This window comes from uncultured Allobosea sp. (assembly GCF_945957345.1).
Classification (GTDB): Bacteria; Pseudomonadota; Alphaproteobacteria; order Rhizobiales; family Beijerinckiaceae; genus Allobosea.
On record NZ_CAMFKW010000048.1, the window covers coordinates 1 to 19,994 of the forward strand.

Here is a 19,994-nt window from a genome sequence, read left to right on the forward strand (position 1 = left end):
GAATCGTCTCGATCAGCTTCTTGTAGAAGCCGTCATAGGCGGCCATGTCGGCGACCACGACGCGCAGCATGTAGTCGACATCGCCGGCCATCCGGTAGAACTCCATCACCTCCGGCATCGCCGCGACCATCTGTGCGAATTTCTCCAGCCACGGGCCGGAATGATCAGCCGTCTCGATCTGGACGAAGACGGTGAGGCCGAGCCCGATCTTCTCGGGCGCTACCAGCGCCACGCGCTTCAGGATCACGCCGGCCTGTTCGAGCTTCTGAATGCGCTTCCAGCACGGCGTCTGCGAGAGCCCGACGCGGTCGGCAAGCTCCGCGATCGAGATATTCGCATCCCCCTGCAGCACGGTGAGAATCTTGCGGTCGATGGCGTCCATTCTCTCAAGCTCGCTATCTGGAGAAATTCGTTTCGCAGATTTTGCAGGAAAGAGATCAAATTTCTTTTTCAAGCTAATCTATTGCATCCAGATAGAAAATCCTTTTCTCAGATGTCAATGGGGTCGCGTTCGACACTGTTTTCGAAAGGGATTTGAACAATGGATCGCCGCCAGTTCCTCATTGCCGGGTCGAGCCTCGCGGCGGCCATGCCCTTCGCCGCTCCGGCCCAGGCGCAGAGCGTCGCGGCGCGCGTCGGCTACATCCCGATCGTCGGCACTGCGCCGTTCTTCGTCGCCAATGGCGAGGGCTGGCTGAAGCAGGGCGGCATCGACGTCGCCGTGACGGTCTTCGAATCCGGCCCGAACATGATCCAGGCGCTCGCCTCCGGCACGATCGACGTCTATGTCGCCGGCGTCGCGCCGCTCGCCGTCGCCCGTTCGCGCGGCGTCGATATCCGCGTCGTCGCCTCGACCGCGATCGGCGAGAATGTCGTGGTCAGTGCGCCCTCGCTCACCAAGTTCTTCACCGCGGACACCGATGCCGCCGCCGCTTTCAAGGCCTTCCGCGCCGCCAACGGCAAGGCGGCGCGCCTCGCCACCCAGCCGGCGGGCTCGGTGCCGAACACGACGCTGCAATACTGGCTCTGGGAGGTCGCGAAGGTCGACAAGGCCGATGTCGAGATCGTGCCGATGGGCATCGACGCGACCCAGCAGGCGATCCTGGCCGGTGCGGTCGATGGCGGCTCCGTCCGCGAGCCGGCGCTGACGATCCTCCAGACCCGCAACCCGCAGATCAAGCTCGTCGCCGGCGGCGAGGAGGTCTTCCCCGGCCAGCCCGGAACGGTCGTCGCCGTCTCCGGCGCCTTCGCCACCAGGAACCCGCAGGCCGTGCAGAACCTCGTCTCCGGCCTCGTCAAGGCTGCCGCGCTGATCAAGGCCGATCCCAAGAAGGCCGCGCCCCATGTCGGCGCTGCGCTCGGCAAGGGCATCGTCGATCCCGACTTGATCCAGAAAGCGCTGGTCTCGCCGGCAAGCCAGTTCGAGATCGATCCGCACAAGATCATCGAGCCCGCTCGCGCCATGCAGGCCTACCAGGTCAAACTCGGCTCGCTGGAGAAGGAACTCCCCTTCGACGGGCTGTTCGAAACCCAGTACTACGAGCGTGCGGTCAAGGCGGGCGGCTGAGATCGTGAGCAAACTGCGGGCTCCGGCTCTTGCCCTTCTGGGCCTCGTCGCCTTCCTTCTGCTCTGGGAGGCGATGCCCTTCTTCGGATTGGTGAATCCGGCCTTCCTGCCGGGTCCGAGCGCCCTGCCGAAGGCCTTCATGCGGGAGCTCTCCTCCGGCGCCTGGCTTTCGGCCATACTGGGCTCGCTTTGGCACTACTTCGTCGGATTGTTCGTCGGCGCCGGCCTCGGCGTCGCCTTCGGCGTGCTGATCGGCATGTCCCGCATCGCCGAGGAGGCGACGGCCTGGGTCGTCCGGGTACTCAGACCGATCCCCGGTCTCGCCTGGGTGCCCTTCGCCATCATCTGGTTCGGCGTCACGCCCGGCGCGGCGGTCTTCATTATCGCCATCGGCGTGTTCTGGATCGTCTTCTTTGCGGCGCAGGGCGCGATCCGGGGCGTCGACCGGGATCTCATCGAGGTCGCCGATGCCTTCGGCTTCCGCTCTCCCTGGCAGCGCCTGTTCAAGATCCTGCTGCCGGCGGCCCTCCCCGGTATCCTCGTCGGCATCAGGACGGCGCTCGGCCAGGCCTGGATGGCGGTGGTCGCGGCCGAGATCTTCGGCGTCGCCGGTGTCGGTCAGCGCATGATGCAGGCCTCGAGCCTGCTCGCGACCGATATCGTCGTGGTCTACATGCTGACGATGGCGGCGCTCTACGGCCTGCTCGACACCGGCTTCGTCGCCTTCCAGAAATGGGTGCTGCGTTGGAAAGCGTGATCGAGATTAAGAGCCTGTCGCTGACCTTCACCCGCGACGGCGAGGAGACCGAGGTCCTGCGCAAGCTCGACCTTTCGGTCGGGCGCGGCGAATTCCTCGCCATCGTCGGCCCCTCCGGTGTCGGCAAGTCGACCTTGCTGCGCGTCATCGCGGGACTGGCGAAGCCAAGCGGCGGCGAAGTCGTCATCGACGCGAAGGATCGGACGCGCCGGCCGGTCGCGCTGGTCTTCCAGGATTCGCGCCTGCTGCCCTGGCGCAAGGTCGTCTCCAATGTCGGTTTCGGGATCGAAGGCCGCGCGCCCCGTGCCGAGCGCCTCGCCAAGGCGACCGCGATGCTCGATCTCGTCGGTCTTGCACCGCTCGCCCAGCGCTGGCCGCATCAGCTCTCCGGCGGCCAGCGCCAGCGCGTCTCGCTCGCCCGCGCGCTCGCCGTCGAGCCGGAGATCCTGCTGATGGACGAGCCCTTCTCGGCGCTGGACGCCCTGACGCGCGAGACCCTGCAGGACGAACTGATCCGCGTCTGGCAGCGCACCGGCAAGACCGTGCTCTTCGTCACCCATGATATCGACGAGGCCGCCTATCTTGCCGACCGCGTCGTCGTCCTCTCGGGCGCGCCCGGCCAGATCATCGCCGAGCACCGCATAGACGCGAGCCGTCCGCGCAAGCGCGGCGCTGCGGCGGAAGCGGAGATCGTGCGCGCGGTCCGTCAGGGCCTCGGCGCCGATATCGTCACGGACGGCGCCGCGATCTGACCTGCACCCGTCATGCTCGCCCTTGTGGCGAGCATCCACGTCTTGAGCACAGTCTTCGATCAGTGAAGCAAAGACGTGGATGGTCGGGACAAGCCCGGCCATGACGGGTATCGCGCACCCCTCGATCGGGCGGCGACATCATGGCACGCTGTCTCCCGGCGCCGGATCGCCCAGAATGGCCCTGACCCCGCCTCACTGCCTTGTCATTGGCAGGCGAGGGCGGATTGAGGCATGGGGTCCGGGTGACCAGGGATTGCGACGGCATCATGCGGCTTTATTTCGGCAAGCGTTTCCTGCGGGGGGCAATGCTGGCGTTTGGACTGGCGGCTCCGGGGCTGGCGCTCGCCGCCGAATCCGCCCCCGTCACTTCGCCGCGCGTCACCGCGACCCTGCTGTCGAGCCGCGATGCAGTCGCGCCCGGTGAGCGCTTCAAGCTCGCGCTCGTCCAGAAGCTGGCGCCGCACTGGCATACCTATTGGCAAAACCCGGGGGATTCCGGCGAGCCGACCCAGATCAAATGGGACCTGCCGGCCGGAGCGACTGCCGGTGAGATCCAGTGGCCGGCGCCGAAGGCGATTCGCGTCGAGCCGCTCGTCAATTTCGGCTTCGAGGGCACGGTCCTGCTGCCGCTCGAGATCACGGTCCCGGCCGATGCCAGACCCGGCGAGACGTTAGCGCTGAAGGCGGAGGCGACCTGGCTCGTCTGCGAGAAGATCTGCATTCCCGAAGAGGGCTCCTTCTCGCTCGACCTCCCCATCGCCGCCGCAAGCGCGGTCGATGAAGCCGCCACTGCGCGGATTGATGCCGCCATCGCGGCGCTGCCCAAGCCGGCATCCTTCCGCGGGAAGCTGCGCGACGATGCCGGCAAGCTCGTTCTCGACCTGCCCGGCCTGCCGACCGGCGCCGCCGATCTGCGCTTCTTCCCGGTTTCCGACACGCTGATCGAGCATGCGGCCGACCAGCCCCTGACGGCCGGCGACAAGCCCGCCGTAACGCTGACGCGCTCCAGCGCCTTCAAGCTGGAGAAGCCGGAGGTGACCGGCGTCCTCACCTTCACCGAAGGCGGGTCGCCGAGGGCCGTTACGATCGTGGCCGATGCCGATCCGGCCCTGATGGCGGCCGGCGGGGCGGCTGCGCCTGAAGCGCGCCCGGCCGTCGTACGCATTCCCATGCCGGCCGAGGGGGCAGACCTGACGCTCTGGGCGGCGCTGGCCTTCGCCTTTGCCGGCGGCCTGATCCTCAACCTGATGCCCTGCGTCCTGCCGGTGCTGTTCATCAAGGCGCTCGGCTTCGCGCAGCTCGCGCACCGCAATCGCTCCGAGGTGCGCGAGCAGGGTCTGCTCTTCCTTGCTGGCGTGCTGCTGACCTTCGCGGTTCTGGCCGGCGCGGTGATCGCGCTGGGGAGCCTCGGCAGCAGCGTCGGCTGGGGCTTCCAGCTCCAGTCCCCGCCGCTGGTCATCGGGCTCTCTGTGGTGATGGTGCTGATCGGTCTCAACCTGCTCGGCGCCTTCGAGATCGGCACCTCCGTCGCTGGCATTGGGGACGGTCTCGCCAGCCGTGGCGGGCGTCTCGGTGCCTTCATGACCGGCGTGCTTGCGGTCGTGGTCGCGACGCCCTGCACGGCGCCCTTCATGGGCGCGGCGATGGGCTATGCGGTGACTCAAGCCCCGGCCGTCGCCCTCTCCGTCTTCATGGCGCTGGCGCTGGGCTTCGCCCTGCCGGTGGTCGCGCTTTCCTTCGCGCCGGGCCTGCTGCGCCTGCTGCCGAAGCCCGGCCGCTGGATGCTGGTGCTGAAGCAGGCCTTCGCCTTCCCGATGTTTGCGACCGCGATCTGGCTGATCTGGGTCGCCTCGGTGCAGAGCGGGCCGCAGGGCGTGCTCGCCGCGCTCGTGGCCGTACTGGCGGCGGGCTTCGCCGTCTGGCTCGTCGGCGTGACGCGCGGCTCGTTCGCGCGCCGCGCCTTCGGTTCGGTGCTGGCCGCGCTGGTCGTGCTCGGCGCCGGCTGGTTCACCGTGCAGAACGCCATCCCCGGTGCGGCGACCGAGGCGCGGGCCGGCGATATCGAGGCCTGGTCGCCGGAGCGGGTCGCGGCCTTGCAGGCGCAGGGCAAGCCGGTCTTCGTCAATTTCACCGCGGCCTGGTGCATCACCTGCATCGCCAATGAGCGGGTCGCGCTCTCGCGGCAGGAGGTGAAGGACGCCTTCGCCAAGCTCGGTGTCGTCTATCTCAAGGCCGACTGGACCAATCGCGACGGCCGTATCGCCAAGGCGCTGGCCGAACAGGGCCGGGCCGGCGTGCCGCTCTATCTGTTCTATCCCGCCCGCAAGGAGGTGCAGGCCGAGATTCTGCCGCAGCTCCTGACGGCTGATACGCTGATCTTGGCGGCCGAGCGGGCTGCCGGGCGCAACGAGAAGACGGTGGCCCTGCCTTAGAGCCCGGCTGGAGAAATCCAGTCCTCATCCCGCGGAGGCCCGCACGGCCGTTATTCTCCGGCGACGCGGAGCGCAGACCTGAGAATCTCCTTCAGGAGATGCTCGGGTCAAACCCGGGCAATGATGGATGGGATGTCGACTCTTCGCTTACTGCGAGCGCGGGCCGAGATCGCGCGGCGCGGCGTTGATCGTGACGATCTGGCCGTTGCGCAGCTCCAGCACGGCAAGCCCGCGCTCGACCTGCCCGTCCGGGCGGAAGCGGAAGACGCCGTCGGCCCCGGCGAAACCGGAGCCGTTGGTCAGCACCGCTTCCGAAAAGCGTTGCGAACCCTGCGTACGCGCCAGCGCCGCCGCCAGCGAGACAGCGTCATAGGCGAGCGTCGCGGTGCGCGTGGGAGCACTGTTGAAGCGCTGCTGGTAGCGTCCCGCGAAGGCGTTGAAGCCGGCGGTGTCGGGCGAGGCGAACCAGCCGCCCTGGATGCCCGCCACGCGCGCGATCCCCGCATCGTTCCAGACGCCGGTGCCGAGCGGCTTGACCTTGGCCGGATTGTAGCCGGCCTCCTGCAGCAATTGGCCGAGCGTTGGCATCGTGTCGGCCGCGGCCGGCACGAACAGCGCATCGGCCTGGGCGAGCGATGGCATCAGGCGCTGGATCGCGGCCTTCATCGCGGCCGGATCGGCGCCGAAATGCTCGATCGCGGCAACGCGCACGCCGCGATTGGCGGCGGCCTGCTGGAAGGCGGCCTCGACGACCTTGCCATAGGCGGTATCCGGCACCAGCGCTGCGAAGGATTTGCGGCCCTGCTGGGCGGCATAGCCGATCACGCGGTTGACGTCGTTCTCGGGCGGAAAGGAGAGCAGGTAGACGCCGCGCGAGGCGACGTTGGAATCGCTGGAGAAGGCGATGACCGGTTTGTTGGCGGCGCGCGCGACCTGCCCCGCTGCCTGGACGGAGGGGGCGAAGAGCGGGCCGACGATCAATTCGGCCCCTTCCGACAATGCCTCCTGCGCCGCGGCGCGGGCACCGTCCGGCGTGCCGCGATCGTCCTTGACCAGCAGCGTGAGGTCGGCGTTCGGAAATTCCGCCAGCGCCATCTCGGCGGCGTTCTTCAGGGAGTTGCCGACGACGGCGCCCTGGCCCTCGGCGGTCAGCGGCAGGATGAGGCCGACCTTGACCTTGCCGGTGCCGATGGTCTGGCCGGTTGGCGCGGCGGCGCCGCCAGCAGCGGGCGTGCCCGAATCGAAGCCCGGAAGGCCGGATGTGCCGCCGCCGCAGGCTGCGAGCGCAAGCGGCAGCAGGACCGCGAAGGCCCGTGCCTTGAACCGCAGGGTCGGTGCGAGGTGCCGATGAAACACGGGCGATCTCCAGTCGTGACCGGGCCGGCGAAGCGCCGCCCGCGATAGGTCCTGCGGAACTGTTCTACCCCCGGACCTCTCGTGCCAGTGTGGAAGCCTATTTTCAAGTTGTTAACTATAGGTTGCAGGGGGTGCTGCGCGCGTTGCCATGGCGCGGGCACAGCCGCTGTGGCAGCGTGGACGGATGTCGACCGATGCCGCCGCGCGCCCTCCCAGCTACACCGCCTTCGGCCTGAAGGCCGAGGCCGAGCCTCTGGCGCCGGGTCTCCACATCGTCGCGACGCCGATCGGCAACCTCCGCGACATCTCTTTCCGCGCGCTGGCGACGCTTGCCGCCGCCGATGCGATCCTGGCCGAGGATACCCGCACCTCGAAGACGTTGCTGGCGCATTACGGGATATCGACGCCGCTCCTGCCCTATCACGAGCACAATGCTGCGCAGATGCGCCCGAAGGTGCTGGCGAAGCTGCGCGACGGCGGCAAGCTGGCCCTGATCTCGGATGCCGGCACGCCGCTCGTCTCCGATCCCGGCTACAAGCTCGTCGCCGAACTGGTGGCGGAAGGCTTAGCCGTCACCGGCATTCCCGGCCCCTCCGCCGTGCTGGCGGCATTGGTGCTGGCCGGCCTGCCGACCGACCGCTTCTTTTTCGAGGGCTTTCTGCCGCCGAAATCAGGCGGGCGCCGCACCCGTTTGACGGAACTCGCCGCCATTCCCGGCACGCTGGTCTTCTTCGAATCGCCTCGCCGGCTCGCCGAGATGCTGGCGGATGCTGCCGCCGTGCTCGGGGCGCGGCCCGGTGCGGTCGCGCGCGAGCTCACCAAGTTCTATGAGACGGTGAGGCGCGGCACGCTTCCGGAACTCGCCGCCCATTACGAGCGCGAGGAGGAGGCACGCGGCGAGATCGTCGTGATCATCGGCCCGCCCGGTGCCGCCGATCTCGTCACCAGCGACGGGGCGATCGACGAACGACTGCGCGCGGCAATGGCCAAGGTCTCGCTGAAGGAGGCCGTGGCGCAGGTCGCGGCCGAGACCGGCCAGCCGCGCCGCAAGGTCTATGCCCGCGCGCTCGAACTCACTCGCGACGATCCGTGAGCAAGGCAGGCGCCGATCCGGGCGGGCGCAGCCATAGGGCAAGGCGCTCCGGCCTGACCGGGCGCCGCGCCGAATGGCTCGCCATCCTCTGGCTGACACTGAAGGGTTATCGCCTGCTGGAGCGGCGCTTCGGCGGCAAGGGCGGCGAGATCGACCTGGTGATGAAGCGCGGCCGCACCATCGCCTTCGTCGAGGTCAAGGCACGCGGCCGGCTCGACGATGCCATGATCGCGATCACCGCGGAAAAGCAGCGCCTGGTCGAGCGGCGCATCCGGCACTGGCTCTCGCGCAATCCTTGGGCAGCCGAGCATTATTTGCGGGCCGATGCGGTGTTCCTCGCGCCCTGGCGCCGGCCGCGCCATGTGCCGGCCGCCTTCGCGCTTGTCCTCTGACGCAAGAGCATTGTGCAAAAAGTGGGTACCGGTTTTTGCTGAAACAATGCTCCAAGTTTTTGAGATCGATCACGTTTTTCGCCTTCTGACAATTTCGTCAGAAGGCGACGTGGTCGATGCCACCCACTTGCAGGAACCCGGTCCGCGGTCCGATAAGAACCGCCTGCCTGCAACAGGAAGCCTGTCATGAGCCTCAACGTCGCCATCCAGATGGACCCGATCGAGCGCATCCGGATCGCCGGGGATACCGGCTTCGCGCTGATGCTGGAAGCGCAGGCGCGCGGCCATAACCTCTACACCTACACGCCCGACAAGCTCTCGATGCGCGACGGCAAGGTCACCGCGCCGATGCGCCCGGTGAAGGTGCGCGACGTCGAAGGTGACTATTTCACGGCCGGTGCCGAGGAGAAGATCGACCTGTCCACGCTGGACGTGGTGCTGCTCCGGCAGGACCCGCCCTTCGACATGGCCTATGTCACCACGACGCACATGCTCGAGCGCATCCACCCGAAGACGCTGGTGGTCAACGACCCGACCTCGGTGCGCAACGCCCCCGAGAAGATTCTCGTCACCCATTTCCCGGAACTGATGCCGCCGACCCTGATCACCCGCGACAAGGCGGAGATCGAGGCCTTCCGCGACGAGCATGGCGAGATCGTCATGAAGCCGCTCTACGGCCATGGCGGCGCGACCGTGTTCAAGACCAGCAGGACCGATCCGAATTTCGGCTCGCTCTTCGACCTGTTCAGCAACCTCTTCCGCGAGCCCTGGGTGGTGCAGGGCTTCATCAAGGAGGTCACCGAGGGCGACAAGCGCATCATCCTGATCGACGGCAAGGCGGCCGGCGCCGTCAACCGCGTCCCGGCGGTCGGCGATCTCCGCGCCAACATGGTGCGCGGCGGCGCGGCCCGCCCGACCGACCTGTCGAAGCAGGAGCTTGCGATCTGCGAGGCGATCGGCCCGACCTTGCGCGAGCGCGGCCTGCTCTTGGTCGGCATCGACGTGATCCACGGCAAGCTCACCGAGATCAACGTCACCGCGCCCACCGGCGTGCGCGCCATCAAGAAGCTCGGCGGCCCGGATCTCGCGGCGCAGCTCTTCGACGTGATCGAGAGCAAGCGCTGAGGTTTCCAGCTTCGGCCATCTGGGGACAGGCTCCCTGAACAGCCGCGCGGCCTCCCGCACGTCATGCTCGCCCTTGTGGCGAGCATCCGCGTCTTGAACACTCCATTGTATGACTGAAGACGTGGATGGTCGGGACGAGCCCGACCATGACGGAAGCACTCAGGCCGCGACGCCGCTGCCGTTCAGCGGGTTTGCCTCGTCCCAGCCGTAGCGCAGGGTCTCGAAGCGCATCGTCAGCGCATCGACCAGCAGGAGCTTGCCGACGAGCGATTCGCCGAAGCCGGTGATGGCGCGCACCACCTCCAGCGCCATCAGCGAGCCGATCACGCCGGGCAGGGCGCCGAGCACGCCGGCTTCCGCGCAGGTCGGGATCGCGCCAGGCGGCGGCGCTTCCGGGAAGAGGCAGCGCCAGGTCGGGTTCGGCTTTCCGTCCGGCCCGCTCTCATGGGCGCGGATCGTGGTCAGCGAGCCATCGAAGCGGCCGAGCGCGCCCATCACCACCGGCTTGTGCTCGTGGAAACAGGCGTCGGTCACGGCATAGCGCGTCGCGAAATTGTCGGAGCCCTCGGCGACGACGTCGTAGAAGGCGATCATCGCGCGGGCGTTATGGGGGTCGAGCCGTGTGACATGCTCCTCGACCACGACATTCGGGTTGAGATTGCGCACGAAGCGGGCAGCGACCACCGCCTTGTGCGCGCCGATATCCTCGCTTGTGAAGATGGTCTGGCGCTGCAGGTTCGAGAGCGAGACGATGTCGTCGTCGACGATGCCGATCTTGCCGATGCCGGCGGCAGCCAGATACTGGATCAGCGGTGCGCCGAGCCCGCCGGCACCGATGACCAGCACGCGCGCGTTCTTCAGGCGTTGCTGCCCCGGCCCGCCGATCTCCGGCAGGACGATATGGCGCGCATAGCGCTCGATCTCGTCATCGTTCAGCATCATGGATGACAGCCTAAGGCCGGTGGCCGCCTTTCGGCAATCGCCATGCCGGCCCGGCCGCACCCTCGCGACGATCATGACCTTCCGCCAGCTTGGCCGCGCCGTCGAGCCATGCCATCGTGGCGCCATCGAGGGCCGGACAACGGCGCCCGGCTGCAACAGGGGATCGGTTCGATGCGTTTGGGTTCTTTCGCGGCGGCGCTCGCCGGCGTTGCGCTATCGGCTGTCGTGGCTTTCGCGCAATCGCAGCCGATCAAGCCGGCTATCGTCTATGACAAGGGCGGCAAGTTCGACAAATCCTTCAACGAGGGCGTCTTCATCGGCGCCGACAAGTTCAAGAAGGAGACCGGCGTCGATTTCCGCGATTTCGAGCCGACCAACGACGCGCAGATCGAGCAGGCGCTCCGCCGCTTCGCCCGCGACGGCCATTCGCCGATCATCGCGGTCGGCTTCTCCCAGGCGACCGCCCTGCAGAAGGTCGCGGCCGAGTTCCCGAACCTGAAATTCACGATCATCGACATGGTCGTCGAGCTGCCGAACGTGCAGTCGGTCGTCTTCAAGGAGCATGAGGGCTCCTATCTGGTCGGCCTGCTCGCCGCGATGGCCTCGAAGACCGGCAAGGTCGGGTTCGTCGGCGGCATGGATATCCCGCTGATCCGCAAATTCGCCTGCGGTTATGTCCAGGGCGTCAAGGCCGGCAAGGCCGATGCCGAGATCTTCCAGAACATGACCGGCTCGACCCCGGCCGCCTGGAACGACCCGGTCAAGGGCGGCGAGCTCGCCAAGTCGCAGATCGATCGCGGCGCCGACGTGGTTTATCACGCCGCCGGCGGCACCGGCATCGGCGTGCTCCGTGCCGTGGCGGATGCCGGCAAGCTCGGTATCGGCGTCGATTCCAACCAGAACGCCCTGCATCCAGGCAAGGTGCTGACCTCGATGCTCAAGCGCGTCGACATCGCCGCCTACAACTCCTTCAAGGCGGCGCAGGACGGTTCCTGGAAGCCGGGCGTCTCCGTGCTCGGCCTGAAGGAGGACGGCATCGACTGGGCGCTGGACGACAACAACAAGGCCCTGATCACGCCGGAGATGAAGGCGGCTGCCGACAAGGCCAAGGCCGACATCATCGCCGGCACGGTCAAGGTCCACGACTACATGTCCGATCAGAAATGCACGATGTGAGGCGCGGACAGCTCCCTTGAGTTCTGCGCCCGCCATCGAGCTCGTCGGCATCTCCAAGCGCTTCGGCCCGGTCGCCGCCAACAGGGACGTGTCCCTTTCGGTCGCCGCCGGCTCGATTCATGGCATCGTCGGCGAGAACGGCGCCGGCAAGTCGACGCTGATGTCGATCCTCTACGGCTTCTACGAGGCCGATGCCGGCGAGATCAGGATCGCGGGTGAACCACGCCGCATCCGCTCCTCGGCCGATGCGATCGCGGCCGGGATCGGCATGGTCCACCAGCATTTCATGCTGGTGGAGACGCTGAGCGTGGTCGAGAATGTCGTGCTCGGCGCCGAAGGCGGGGCGTTGCTCAAGGGCGGCGTCGGCAAGGCGCGCGCGGCGCTCGCAAAACTCTCGCAGGACTATGGCCTGGCGATCGACCCCGATGCCATCGTCGGGGAACTCTCCGTCGGCCTCCAGCAGCGCGTCGAGATCCTGAAGGCGCTCTATCGCGGCGCCGAGATCATGATTCTCGACGAACCCACGGCGGTGCTCACCCCGGCCGAGGCCGACCAGCTCTTCGCCCTGCTCCGGGCGTTGAAGGCGCAGGGCAAGACGGTGATCCTGATCACCCACAAGCTGCGCGAGATCATGGACGTGACCGATCGCGTCTCGGTGATGCGCCGGGGCGAGATGGTCGCCCATGTCGCGACAGCCGAAACCTCGCCGCCGGCTCTGGCCGAGGCGATGGTTGGCCGGCGCGTACTGCTGCGCGTCGAAAAGCGACCGCGCGAGCGCGGCGCGCCGGTGCTGGAAGCGGTCGGCCTCTCCTGCCGCGACGCGCGCGGCACAGAGACGCTGAAGGACGTGAATCTGACACTCCATGCCGGCGAGATCGTCGGCATCGCCGGCGTCGCCGGCAACGGCCAGAGCGAATTGCTGGAGGTGCTGGCCGGGCTGATCCAGCCGAGCCGTGGCGTGATCCGCCTCGGCGGGCAGATTCTTTCAGCGGCCGACCGTCATCCGGCGCGATTACGCGATCTGGGCCTGATGCATATCCCCGAGGATCGCCATCGCAGCGGCCTCGTCACCGCTTTTTCCGCGGCCGATAACGCCATTCTCGGCTACCAGCACGATCCCGCTTTCGGCGCCGGGCCGCTGCTTTCGCCGGCCCGCATCGATGCCCATGCCCGCGAGGCCTTTGCGGCTTACGACGTGCGCCCGCCGGATCCGGCGCTGAAGACGGCGAAATTCTCCGGCGGCAACCAGCAGAAGATCGTGCTCGCCCGCGAGATCGAGCGGGGTCCCAAAGTGCTGCTCGTCGGCCAGCCGACACGTGGCGTCGATATCGGTGCGATCGAGTTCATCCATCGCCGCCTGGTTGCTTTGCGCGATCAGGGCGTCGCGATCCTGCTCGTCTCGGTCGAGCTTGAGGAGGTGATGGCACTCTCCGACCGAATCATCGCCATGTGCGGCGGCCGGATCACCGGCGAGCGGGCAGCCGAGACCGCCGACGAGCGCGATCTCGGCCTGCTGATGGCGGGCATCGAGGAGGCCGCATGATGGAGCAGAGATTGACATTGGTGACGCTCGGTGTCGGCGATCTCGGCCGGTCGCGGCGCTTCTATGCCGCGCTGGGCTGGAACGAGATCGAGCCGCGGCAGGACAGCGTCGCCTTCTTCCAGCTGAACGGCATTGGCCTGTCGCTCTTTCCGAGGGCCGAACTGGCGAAGGATGCCGAGGTCGCGGACAGCGCCGCCGGCTTCTCCGGTATCACTCTCGCGCATAACCTGCGCAGCGAGGCGGAGGTCGATGCGCTGTTCGCGGAGATGGTTGCAGCGGGTGCGGCGGCGGTGAAATCGCCCCGAAAGGTCTTCTGGGGCGGCTATTCCGGCTATGTCGCCGATCCCGACGGGCATCTCTGGGAAATCGCCCATAACCCCTTCTTCCCGCTCGACGGAGCCGGCAACGTGACGCTCGCCGGATGAGCGCCGCGCCCGTCGACCTCCCACGCTGGGCCGATGTCGCGATGGTGCCGCTGGTTTCGGTCGCGGCGGCTTTGCTCGTCGCCGGGCTCGTGGTCGTCGGCATCGGCGAGAATCCGCTGGAGGCGACGGCGCTGCTTCTGCGCGGCGCGCTCGGCAGCGCCGAGGGCATCGGCTTCACGCTCTACTACGCGACCAACTTCATCTTCACCGGGCTCGCGGTTGCCGTCGCCTTCCATGCCGGCCTGTTCAATATCGGCGGCGAGGGGCAGGCGACGGTCGCCGGCATTGCCATGGCGATCGCCTGCCTTGCGCTTCCCGCCCTGCCCGGCTTTCTCGCGGCGCCCTTCGCGATCCTGGCCGCCGCCGCTGGTGGCGCGGTTTACGCCTTCATCCCCGGCTGGCTCCAGGCCAGGCGGGGCAGTCATGTCGTCATCACCACGATCATGCTGAACTTCGTCGCGGCGACGCTGATCGTCTATCTCTTGCGCGAGATCATCGGCAAGCCCGGCTCGATGCAGCCGGAAACGCCGGATTTCCCGGCACAGGCCGTGCTGACGCCGATGCATCAATGGCTGACGCCCTTCGGTATCGACCTGCCTTCGACCCCGCTGAACACAGCCTTCCTGCTGGCTCTGATGGCGCTGGTCGCCGTCTGGCTGCTGATCTGGCGCACGCGACTGGGTTATGCGATCCGCACCGTCGGCGCCAATCCGCGCGCCGCTGCCTATGCCGGTATCTCGCCAGCCGCCGTCACCATGATCGCCATGGCGATCTCGGGCGCGCTCGCTGGCGGGCTCGCGGTCAACGAGGCGCTTGGCGTCCAGCACCGGCTCGTGCTCGATTTCACCGCAGGCTACGGCTTCGTCGGCATCGCGGTGGCTCTGATGGGGCGCGGCCACCCGGCCGGCGTCGGTCTCGCCGCTCTGCTCTTCGGCGTGCTCTACCAGGGCGGCGCCGAACTCTCCTTCGACAAGCCGGCCATCACCCGCGACATGGTCGTGGTCATCGGCGGCGTGCTCGTGCTTTTCGCCGGCGCGCTCGACGGGCTGTTCCGCCGGCTCGTGGCGAGGGTGCTGCGGGTCGGCGGAGGGGCGGCGTGATGGACCTGCTCCAGACAATCGCCGTCGTGCTCGATTCGATGATCCGGCTCTCGATCCCTCTGATCTGCGCGGCCATGGCGGGTTTGTGGTCGGAGCGGGCCGGCGTCGTCGATATCGGTCTCGAAGGCAAGATGCTGATCGCCGCCTTCGCCTCGGCGGTTGCTGCCTTCGTCACGGGCTCGGCCTGGGCCGGGCTCGGCGCCGGCATTCTGGCATCGCTGGCGCTGGCACTGGTCTATGGCTTCGCCGCGATTACCTGGCGCGGTAACCAGATCGTCTCCGGCGTCGCCGTCAACATGCTGGCGGCGGGGCTCACCGTCATCCTCGGTAATGCCTGGTACGGGCAGGGCGGGCGCACCCCTTCGCTCGAAGGCGCGGCCCGCTTCGGCGAGCTCACCTTGCCCTTCGCCGGTTGGGCGCGCGCGAACGTGCCCGGCCTCGGCCTGTTCTATGACGAGGTCGTCTCGGGCCATGCCGCCCCGGCCTATCTCGCCTTCCTCTGCGTGCTCGTCACGGCCCTGGTGCTCAAGTGCACCCGCTTCGGCCTGCGCATCCGCGCCGTCGGCGAGAACCCGGCGGCGGTCGACACGGCCGGCATCTCGGTCGCGAGCTTGCGCTATGGCGCCGTCGCGATCTGTGGCGTGCTCTGCGGCATCGGCGGCACCTATCTCGCCGTCGCGCAATCCGCCGGTTTCCTGCCGCATATGACGGCGGGGCGCGGTTTTATCGCGCTCGCGGCCGTGATCTTCGCGAATTGGCGGCCCTGGCCCGCACTCGGCGCCTGCCTGCTCTTCGGCCTGCTCGATGCCATCGCAATCCGTCTCCAGGGCGTGACATTGCCCGGCATCGGCCTCGTGCCGGTGGAAGCGATCCAGGCCTTGCCCTATCTGATGACCATCGTCCTGCTCGCCGGCTTCATCGGCAAGGCGACGCCGCCCAAGGCCTCCGGCCTGCCCTATGTCAAGGAACGCTGATTTGCCGGCCGATATCGATTTCGAGGCTCTGTTTGCCGCCGCCGCCGCCATCCAGCCGCGCGCCTATGCGCCCTATTCGCGCTTCAAGGTCGGCACCGCACTGCTGGCCGATGATGGCGCCGTCCATGCCGGCTGCAATGTCGAGAACGCTGCCTATCCCGTCGGCTCCTGCGCCGAGGCCGGGGCGATAGCGGCCATGATCGCGGCCGGCGGCAAGGCGATCCGCGCCGTCGTAGTCTTCGGCGAAGGCGCCGAGCTGGTCACGCCCTGCGGCGCCTGCCGCCAGCGCATCCGCGAATTCGCCGCGCCGGAGACGCCGATCGCGGTCGCCGGCCCCGAGGGCATCCGGGCGCGGTTCACGCTGGACGAGCTGTTGCCAGCCTCCTTCGGACCGGCCAATTTGCCGCGGTGATTTGGGCCGCGTCACGCGGCCGAAGGAGAGCGTGCGATGGCGGCCGATCCGGCCTTCGACGAAGTGGCGTCCATCCTGGCGGAGCGGGGTGTCGATACGATCGACTGTGCGATCGTGCTCGGCACCGGCCTCGGCGCCGTCGCCGAGGAGGTCCAGGATGCGATCCGCATCCCCTATGCCGACCTGCCCGGCTTTCCGCGCGGCGAGGTCTCCGGCCATGCCCGCGAGCTCTGCTATGGCACGCTGCATGACCGCAAGGTGCTGATCTATCAGGGCCGCGCCCATTACTACGAGGGCGGCGATTCCGCGGTGATGCGCGTGCCGCTCGGCATGCTCACCGCCTTCGGCTCGCCGCCTTTGATCCTGACCAATGCGGCGGGCTCGCTTTCGGCGGAGATGCGTCCCGGCAGCCTTGCGATCATCACCGACCACATCAACCTGAACGGCCCCAACCCGCTCGTCGGCGACAAGGGCGATGGCCGCTTCGTGCCGTTGGTCGACGCCTATGACCCGCATTTGCGCGGCCGCTTCAAGCGCGCGGCGCAGAAGGCGACGATCCCGCTCGGCGAGGGCGTCTACATGTGGTTCACGGGGCCGAGCTTCGAGACGCCGGCCGAGATTCGCATGGCGAAGCTGCTGGGCGCCGATCTCGTGGGCATGTCGACCGTGCCGGAGGTGATCCTGGCCCGGCGCTACGGCTTGCGCGTCGCCGGTCTCTCGATTGTCACCAATATGGGCGCAGGGCTCCATGGCGGCACGCCGCATCACACCGAGACCCGCGACGTTGCCGGCCTTGCGGCGGGCGCGCTCAGGCGCCTGCTGCGCGCCTTCCTGTCGGAGTTGTAAGCCATGTCCGATGCCGATCTCGCCAGGCGCGCGCTCGCGCTGCTCGACCTCACAGATCTCGCCGACGATGCCACGGAAGCAGGCACCCGCGATCTCTGCCATCGCGCCGTCTCCGGCCCTGTGCCGGTCGCGGCGGTCTGCCTGTGGCCGCGCTTCGTCGCGGCGGCCCGCGCCGAACTGGGCGACGGCCCCGTCCGCATCGCGACCGTCGTGAACTTTCCCGATGGCGACACGCCGATCGCCCCGGCGATGCGCGAGACCGAGGAGGCGCTCGCCGCCGGCGCCGACGAGATCGACCTCGTCTTGCCCTGGCGGGCCGTTCTCGCCGGCCATACCACGTCGGCTGCGGCGATGGTTCGCAACGTCAAGATGCTCTGCGACGAGCGCCGCCTGAAGGTGATCCTGGAGACCGGTGAATACCCCAATCTCGACAAGATCAGGACGACGGCTGAGCTCGCCATCGAAGCCGGCGCCGATTTCATCAAGACCTCGACCGGCAAGACCGCGAACTCGGCCAGCATCCCGGCAGCTCGCGTGATGCTGAACGTCATCGCGGAGGCGGGCCGCCCCGTCGGGCTGAAGCCGTCCGGCGGGATCAGGACGCTGGCCGACGCCACGCGCTATCTCGATCTCGCCGATGCAATCATGGGAGAGGATTGGGTAACGCCCACGACATTCCGCTTCGGCGCCAGCGGCCTCTATGCGGCGCTGGTCGACGCGATCGCCGGCGCCGCGCCCGATGCCGCGCCGCGTGGAGGTTATTGATGCGCCTGACCCAGGAGATCATCGCCGCCAAGCGCGACGGTGCGGAACTGCCCGAGGCCGATATCCGCCAGCTCATAGCCGGCCTGCCGGATGGCTCGGTCAGCGAGGGGCAGGCCGCCGCCTTCGCCATGGCGGTCTATTTCAACGGCATGAGCGAGCGCGAGCGCGTGGCGCTGACGCTGGCCATGCGCGATTCCGGTACGGTGCTGCGCTGGGACGATCTGCCCGGTCCTGCCCTCGACAAGCATTCGACCGGCGGCGTCGGCGACACGGTCAGCCTGCCATTGGCGGCAGCGGTCGCGGCCTGCGGCGGCCATGTCCCGATGATCTCCGGCCGCGGCCTCGGCCATACCGGCGGCACGCTCGACAAGCTTGACGCCGTGCCAGGCTATGTCACGCAGCCCGGCACCAATCTCTTCCGCAAGGTGGTGCATGAGGTCGGCTGCGCCATCATTGGCCAAACCGCCGATCTCGCGCCGGCCGACAAGCGCCTCTACGCGATCCGCGATGTCACCGCGACGGTGGAATCGCTGCCGCTGATCACGGCTTCGATCCTGTCGAAGAAGCTCGCCGCCGGCCTGCACGGCCTGGCCATGGACGTGAAATTCGGTTCCGGCGCCTTCCTGCCGGATTACGGCAAGGCGCAGGCCCTGGCGCAGGCGCTGGTCGGCGTCGCCAACGGCGCCGGCATGCCGACGACCGCTCTGCTCACCGACATGAGCGAACCGCTCGCCTCGGCCGCCGGCAATGCGCTCGAGGTCGCCTATGCGCTCGACCATCTCACCGGGCGCCATCGCGAGCCGCGCTTCCACGAGGTCACGGTCGCGCTCGCCGCGGAGATGTTGCTGCTCGGCAAGCTCGCGCCGGATCTCGATAACGCCCGCGCGAAGATCGAGCAGGCCTTCGCCTCCGGCGCCGCGGCCGAGCGCTTCGCAAGGATGATCGTGGCGCTGGGCGGTCCGGCCGATCTGCTGGAGGCGCCGCAGAAGCATCTTGCCGCCGCGCCGGTCGTGAAGCCGGTCTATCCTGAGACGCCGGGGGGGGTCGCTTCCATCGATACGCGCGCAATCGGGCTCGCTGTCGTGGCGCTCGGCGGCGGCCGCGTGCGTCCGCAGGACCCGATCGACCATGCCGTCGGTATCGTCGCTCTGGCGGGCATCGGCGACGCGGTCGGCCCCGACCGGCCGCTCGGCATTGTCCATGCCCGCAATGAGGCCGGTTACGATACGGCAAGCGAGCGCTTGCGTAAGGCCTATCGGATCGGAGAGGGTGCGGCGCGCGGCCCGCTGGTCGCGGAACGGATCACGGAGAGGGTCGCGGGATGAGTCTGCTTCTGGCCATGAGCGGCTGGCATGTCGAGGATTGGCGTGCGCGCTTCCAGGCGCTGCTGCCGGATATGCCGATCGTCGTCCTGGGCGAGCCCTTCGACCGCCGTGCCGTGCATTATGTCGCGAGCTGGAAGCATCCGCCCGGCAGCCTGACCGGCCTGCCCAATCTCGCGGCGATCTTCTCGCTGGGTGCTGGTGTCGATTTCCTTTTCGCCGACGACAAGCTGCCGGAGGCGCCGATCGCGCGCATCGTCGACCCCGACCTGACGACGCGGATGAGCGAATACATCGTCCTGCATTGCCTGAGCTATCTGCGCCAGCAGCGCCGCTACGACAGCCAGCAGCGCGAAAAGCTATGGGACGACGACCGCAACCAGCCGGCCGCCCGCTCGGTCCGCGTCGGGATCATGGGGCTGGGCGAGCTCGGCCAGGACGCCGCCCGCAAGCTCACCGTCATGGGCTTCGACGTCGCCGGCTGGAGCCGCTCGCCCAAGACCATCGAGGGTCTCCAGACCTTCTCCGGCGAGGATGGCATGAAGGCCTTTCTGGGCCGTACCGACATTCTCGTCAGCCTCCTGCCGCTGACGCCGGACACGCGCGGCATCATCAATGCCGAGATGCTCTCCGGCCTCGCGCAGGGCGGGCGCCTCGGCGGGCCGTTCCTGATCAATGCCGGGCGCGGCGGCCTGCAGGTCGCCGACGATATCCTTGCCGCGCTCGATGCCGGCACGCTGAAGGGCGCGACGCTTGACGTCTTCGAGGTCGAGCCGCTTCCGGCGGATTCGGCCCTCTGGACCCACCCCGGCGTGACGGTGACGCCGCATAACTCGGCGATGTCGGAGCCGGAGGCGATCGCGACGGCCGTCGCCACGCAGATCCGGCGGCTGGAGGCGGGTGAGCCTCTGCTCAACGTGGTCGATCCCGCGCGGGGCTACTGAGGCTAGAGCATCGGCCCGAAAAGTGGGGAGCGGTTTTCGGAAACAGCTGATGCAAAATCAAAGAGCCAGAT

20 protein-coding genes are annotated in these 19,994 nt (G+C 68.1%); 17 read left to right on the top strand and 3 right to left on the bottom strand.

Annotated features, from left to right (window positions below; translation table 11 throughout):
* The coding region (locus tag Q0Q36_RS20045; protein ID WP_293800770.1) for an Lrp/AsnC family transcriptional regulator at window positions 1-382 on the bottom strand (382 nt) is incomplete at its 3' end.
* A gap of 159 nt (window positions 383-541) precedes the next feature.
* On the opposite strand from Q0Q36_RS20045, the gene Q0Q36_RS20050 reads away from it, so the two are divergent.
* The 4 genes from Q0Q36_RS20050 to Q0Q36_RS20065 all read left to right on the top strand — a co-directional run bounded on the left by Q0Q36_RS20050 (window position 542) and on the right by Q0Q36_RS20065 (window position 5,508).
* Complete coding sequence (locus Q0Q36_RS20050) at window positions 542-1,567, top strand: ABC transporter substrate-binding protein (RefSeq protein ID WP_293800772.1); 1,026 nt, start codon at window positions 542-544, stop codon at window positions 1,565-1,567.
* Between the two features lie 4 nt (window positions 1,568-1,571).
* Window positions 1,572-2,324: an ABC transporter permease gene (locus Q0Q36_RS20055; RefSeq protein ID WP_293800774.1), complete on the top strand. Its 753-nt coding sequence runs from the start codon at window positions 1,572-1,574 to the stop codon at window positions 2,322-2,324.
* Window positions 2,300-3,076: an ABC transporter ATP-binding protein gene (locus tag Q0Q36_RS20060; RefSeq protein ID WP_293800776.1), complete on the top strand. Its 777-nt coding sequence runs from the start codon at window positions 2,300-2,302 to the stop codon at window positions 3,074-3,076. The genes Q0Q36_RS20055 and Q0Q36_RS20060 overlap by 25 nt, the downstream gene beginning before the upstream one ends.
* A gap of 242 nt (window positions 3,077-3,318) precedes the next feature.
* Window positions 3,319-5,508, top strand: a complete 2,190-nt coding sequence (locus tag Q0Q36_RS20065) for a thioredoxin family protein (RefSeq protein ID WP_293800778.1) — start codon at window positions 3,319-3,321, stop codon at window positions 5,506-5,508.
* Between the two features lie 147 nt (window positions 5,509-5,655).
* On the opposite strand, the gene Q0Q36_RS20070 is transcribed toward Q0Q36_RS20065, so the two are convergent.
* On the bottom strand, window positions 5,656-6,864 hold the full coding sequence (locus Q0Q36_RS20070; protein WP_293800780.1) for a penicillin-binding protein activator: 1,209 nt from the start codon (window positions 6,862-6,864) through the stop codon (window positions 5,656-5,658).
* A gap of 184 nt (window positions 6,865-7,048) precedes the next feature.
* Between Q0Q36_RS20070 and rsmI the strand changes: the two genes are divergently transcribed.
* The 3 genes from rsmI (at window position 7,049) to gshB (ending at window position 9,474) form a co-directional block, all read left to right on the top strand.
* The gene (rsmI, locus tag Q0Q36_RS20075) at window positions 7,049-7,957 is read left to right on the top strand and encodes a 16S rRNA (cytidine(1402)-2'-O)-methyltransferase (RefSeq protein ID WP_293800782.1); all 909 of its coding nucleotides are present in this window, start codon (window positions 7,049-7,051) and stop codon (window positions 7,955-7,957) included.
* Complete coding sequence (locus tag Q0Q36_RS20080; RefSeq protein ID WP_293800784.1) at window positions 7,954-8,349, top strand: YraN family protein; 396 nt, start codon at window positions 7,954-7,956, stop codon at window positions 8,347-8,349. The genes rsmI and Q0Q36_RS20080 overlap by 4 nt, the downstream gene beginning before the upstream one ends.
* Window positions 8,350-8,535: 186 nt before the next feature.
* A complete protein-coding gene (gene gshB, locus Q0Q36_RS20085) occupies window positions 8,536-9,474 on the top strand; it encodes a glutathione synthase (protein ID WP_293800786.1) in 939 nt (312 codons plus the stop codon).
* 159 nt (window positions 9,475-9,633) lie between these two features.
* Here the strand turns inward: gshB and Q0Q36_RS20090 are convergent, their stop codons facing one another.
* Entirely contained in the window at window positions 9,634-10,416 is a 783-nt protein-coding gene (locus tag Q0Q36_RS20090) for a HesA/MoeB/ThiF family protein (protein WP_293800788.1), read from the bottom strand.
* A gap of 171 nt (window positions 10,417-10,587) precedes the next feature.
* On the opposite strand from Q0Q36_RS20090, the gene Q0Q36_RS20095 reads away from it, so the two are divergent.
* The 10 genes from Q0Q36_RS20095 to Q0Q36_RS20140 are packed head-to-tail and all read left to right on the top strand — an operon-like array spanning window position 10,588 to window position 19,923.
* Window positions 10,588-11,592: a BMP family ABC transporter substrate-binding protein gene (locus Q0Q36_RS20095; protein WP_293800790.1), complete on the top strand. Its 1,005-nt coding sequence runs from the start codon at window positions 10,588-10,590 to the stop codon at window positions 11,590-11,592.
* Window positions 11,593-11,608: 16 nt separating this feature from the next.
* On the top strand, window positions 11,609-13,135 hold the full coding sequence (locus Q0Q36_RS20100) for an ABC transporter ATP-binding protein (RefSeq protein WP_293800792.1): 1,527 nt from the start codon (window positions 11,609-11,611) through the stop codon (window positions 13,133-13,135).
* Window positions 13,132-13,560 (top strand): VOC family protein, encoded by a 429-nt coding sequence (locus Q0Q36_RS20105; RefSeq protein WP_367187188.1) that lies wholly within the window; start codon window positions 13,132-13,134, stop codon window positions 13,558-13,560. Before Q0Q36_RS20100 ends, Q0Q36_RS20105 begins: the two co-directional genes overlap by 4 nt.
* Complete coding sequence (locus tag Q0Q36_RS20110; RefSeq protein WP_293800794.1) at window positions 13,557-14,660, top strand: ABC transporter permease; 1,104 nt, start codon at window positions 13,557-13,559, stop codon at window positions 14,658-14,660. The genes Q0Q36_RS20105 and Q0Q36_RS20110 overlap by 4 nt, the downstream gene beginning before the upstream one ends.
* On the top strand, window positions 14,660-15,634 hold the full coding sequence (locus tag Q0Q36_RS20115; protein WP_293800843.1) for an ABC transporter permease: 975 nt from the start codon (window positions 14,660-14,662) through the stop codon (window positions 15,632-15,634). Before Q0Q36_RS20110 ends, Q0Q36_RS20115 begins: the two co-directional genes overlap by 1 nt.
* 1 nt (window position 15,635) lies before the next feature.
* Window positions 15,636-16,046 carry a cytidine deaminase gene (locus Q0Q36_RS20120; RefSeq protein ID WP_293800796.1) on the top strand — a complete coding sequence of 137 codons (411 nt, stop codon included), beginning with the start codon at window positions 15,636-15,638 and terminating at the stop codon, window positions 16,044-16,046.
* A gap of 36 nt (window positions 16,047-16,082) precedes the next feature.
* Entirely contained in the window at window positions 16,083-16,892 is an 810-nt protein-coding gene (locus tag Q0Q36_RS20125; RefSeq protein ID WP_293800798.1) for a purine-nucleoside phosphorylase, read from the top strand.
* A gap of 3 nt (window positions 16,893-16,895) precedes the next feature.
* Complete coding sequence (gene deoC / locus Q0Q36_RS20130) at window positions 16,896-17,657, top strand: deoxyribose-phosphate aldolase (protein WP_293800800.1); 762 nt, start codon at window positions 16,896-16,898, stop codon at window positions 17,655-17,657.
* Window positions 17,657-18,982, top strand: coding sequence for a thymidine phosphorylase (deoA, locus tag Q0Q36_RS20135; protein WP_293800802.1), 1,326 nt, complete (start codon window positions 17,657-17,659; stop codon window positions 18,980-18,982). The genes deoC and deoA overlap by 1 nt, the downstream gene beginning before the upstream one ends.
* Complete coding sequence (locus Q0Q36_RS20140; RefSeq protein ID WP_293800804.1) at window positions 18,979-19,923, top strand: glyoxylate/hydroxypyruvate reductase A; 945 nt, start codon at window positions 18,979-18,981, stop codon at window positions 19,921-19,923. Before deoA ends, Q0Q36_RS20140 begins: the two co-directional genes overlap by 4 nt.
* Window positions 19,924-19,994: the final 71 nt, after the last annotated feature.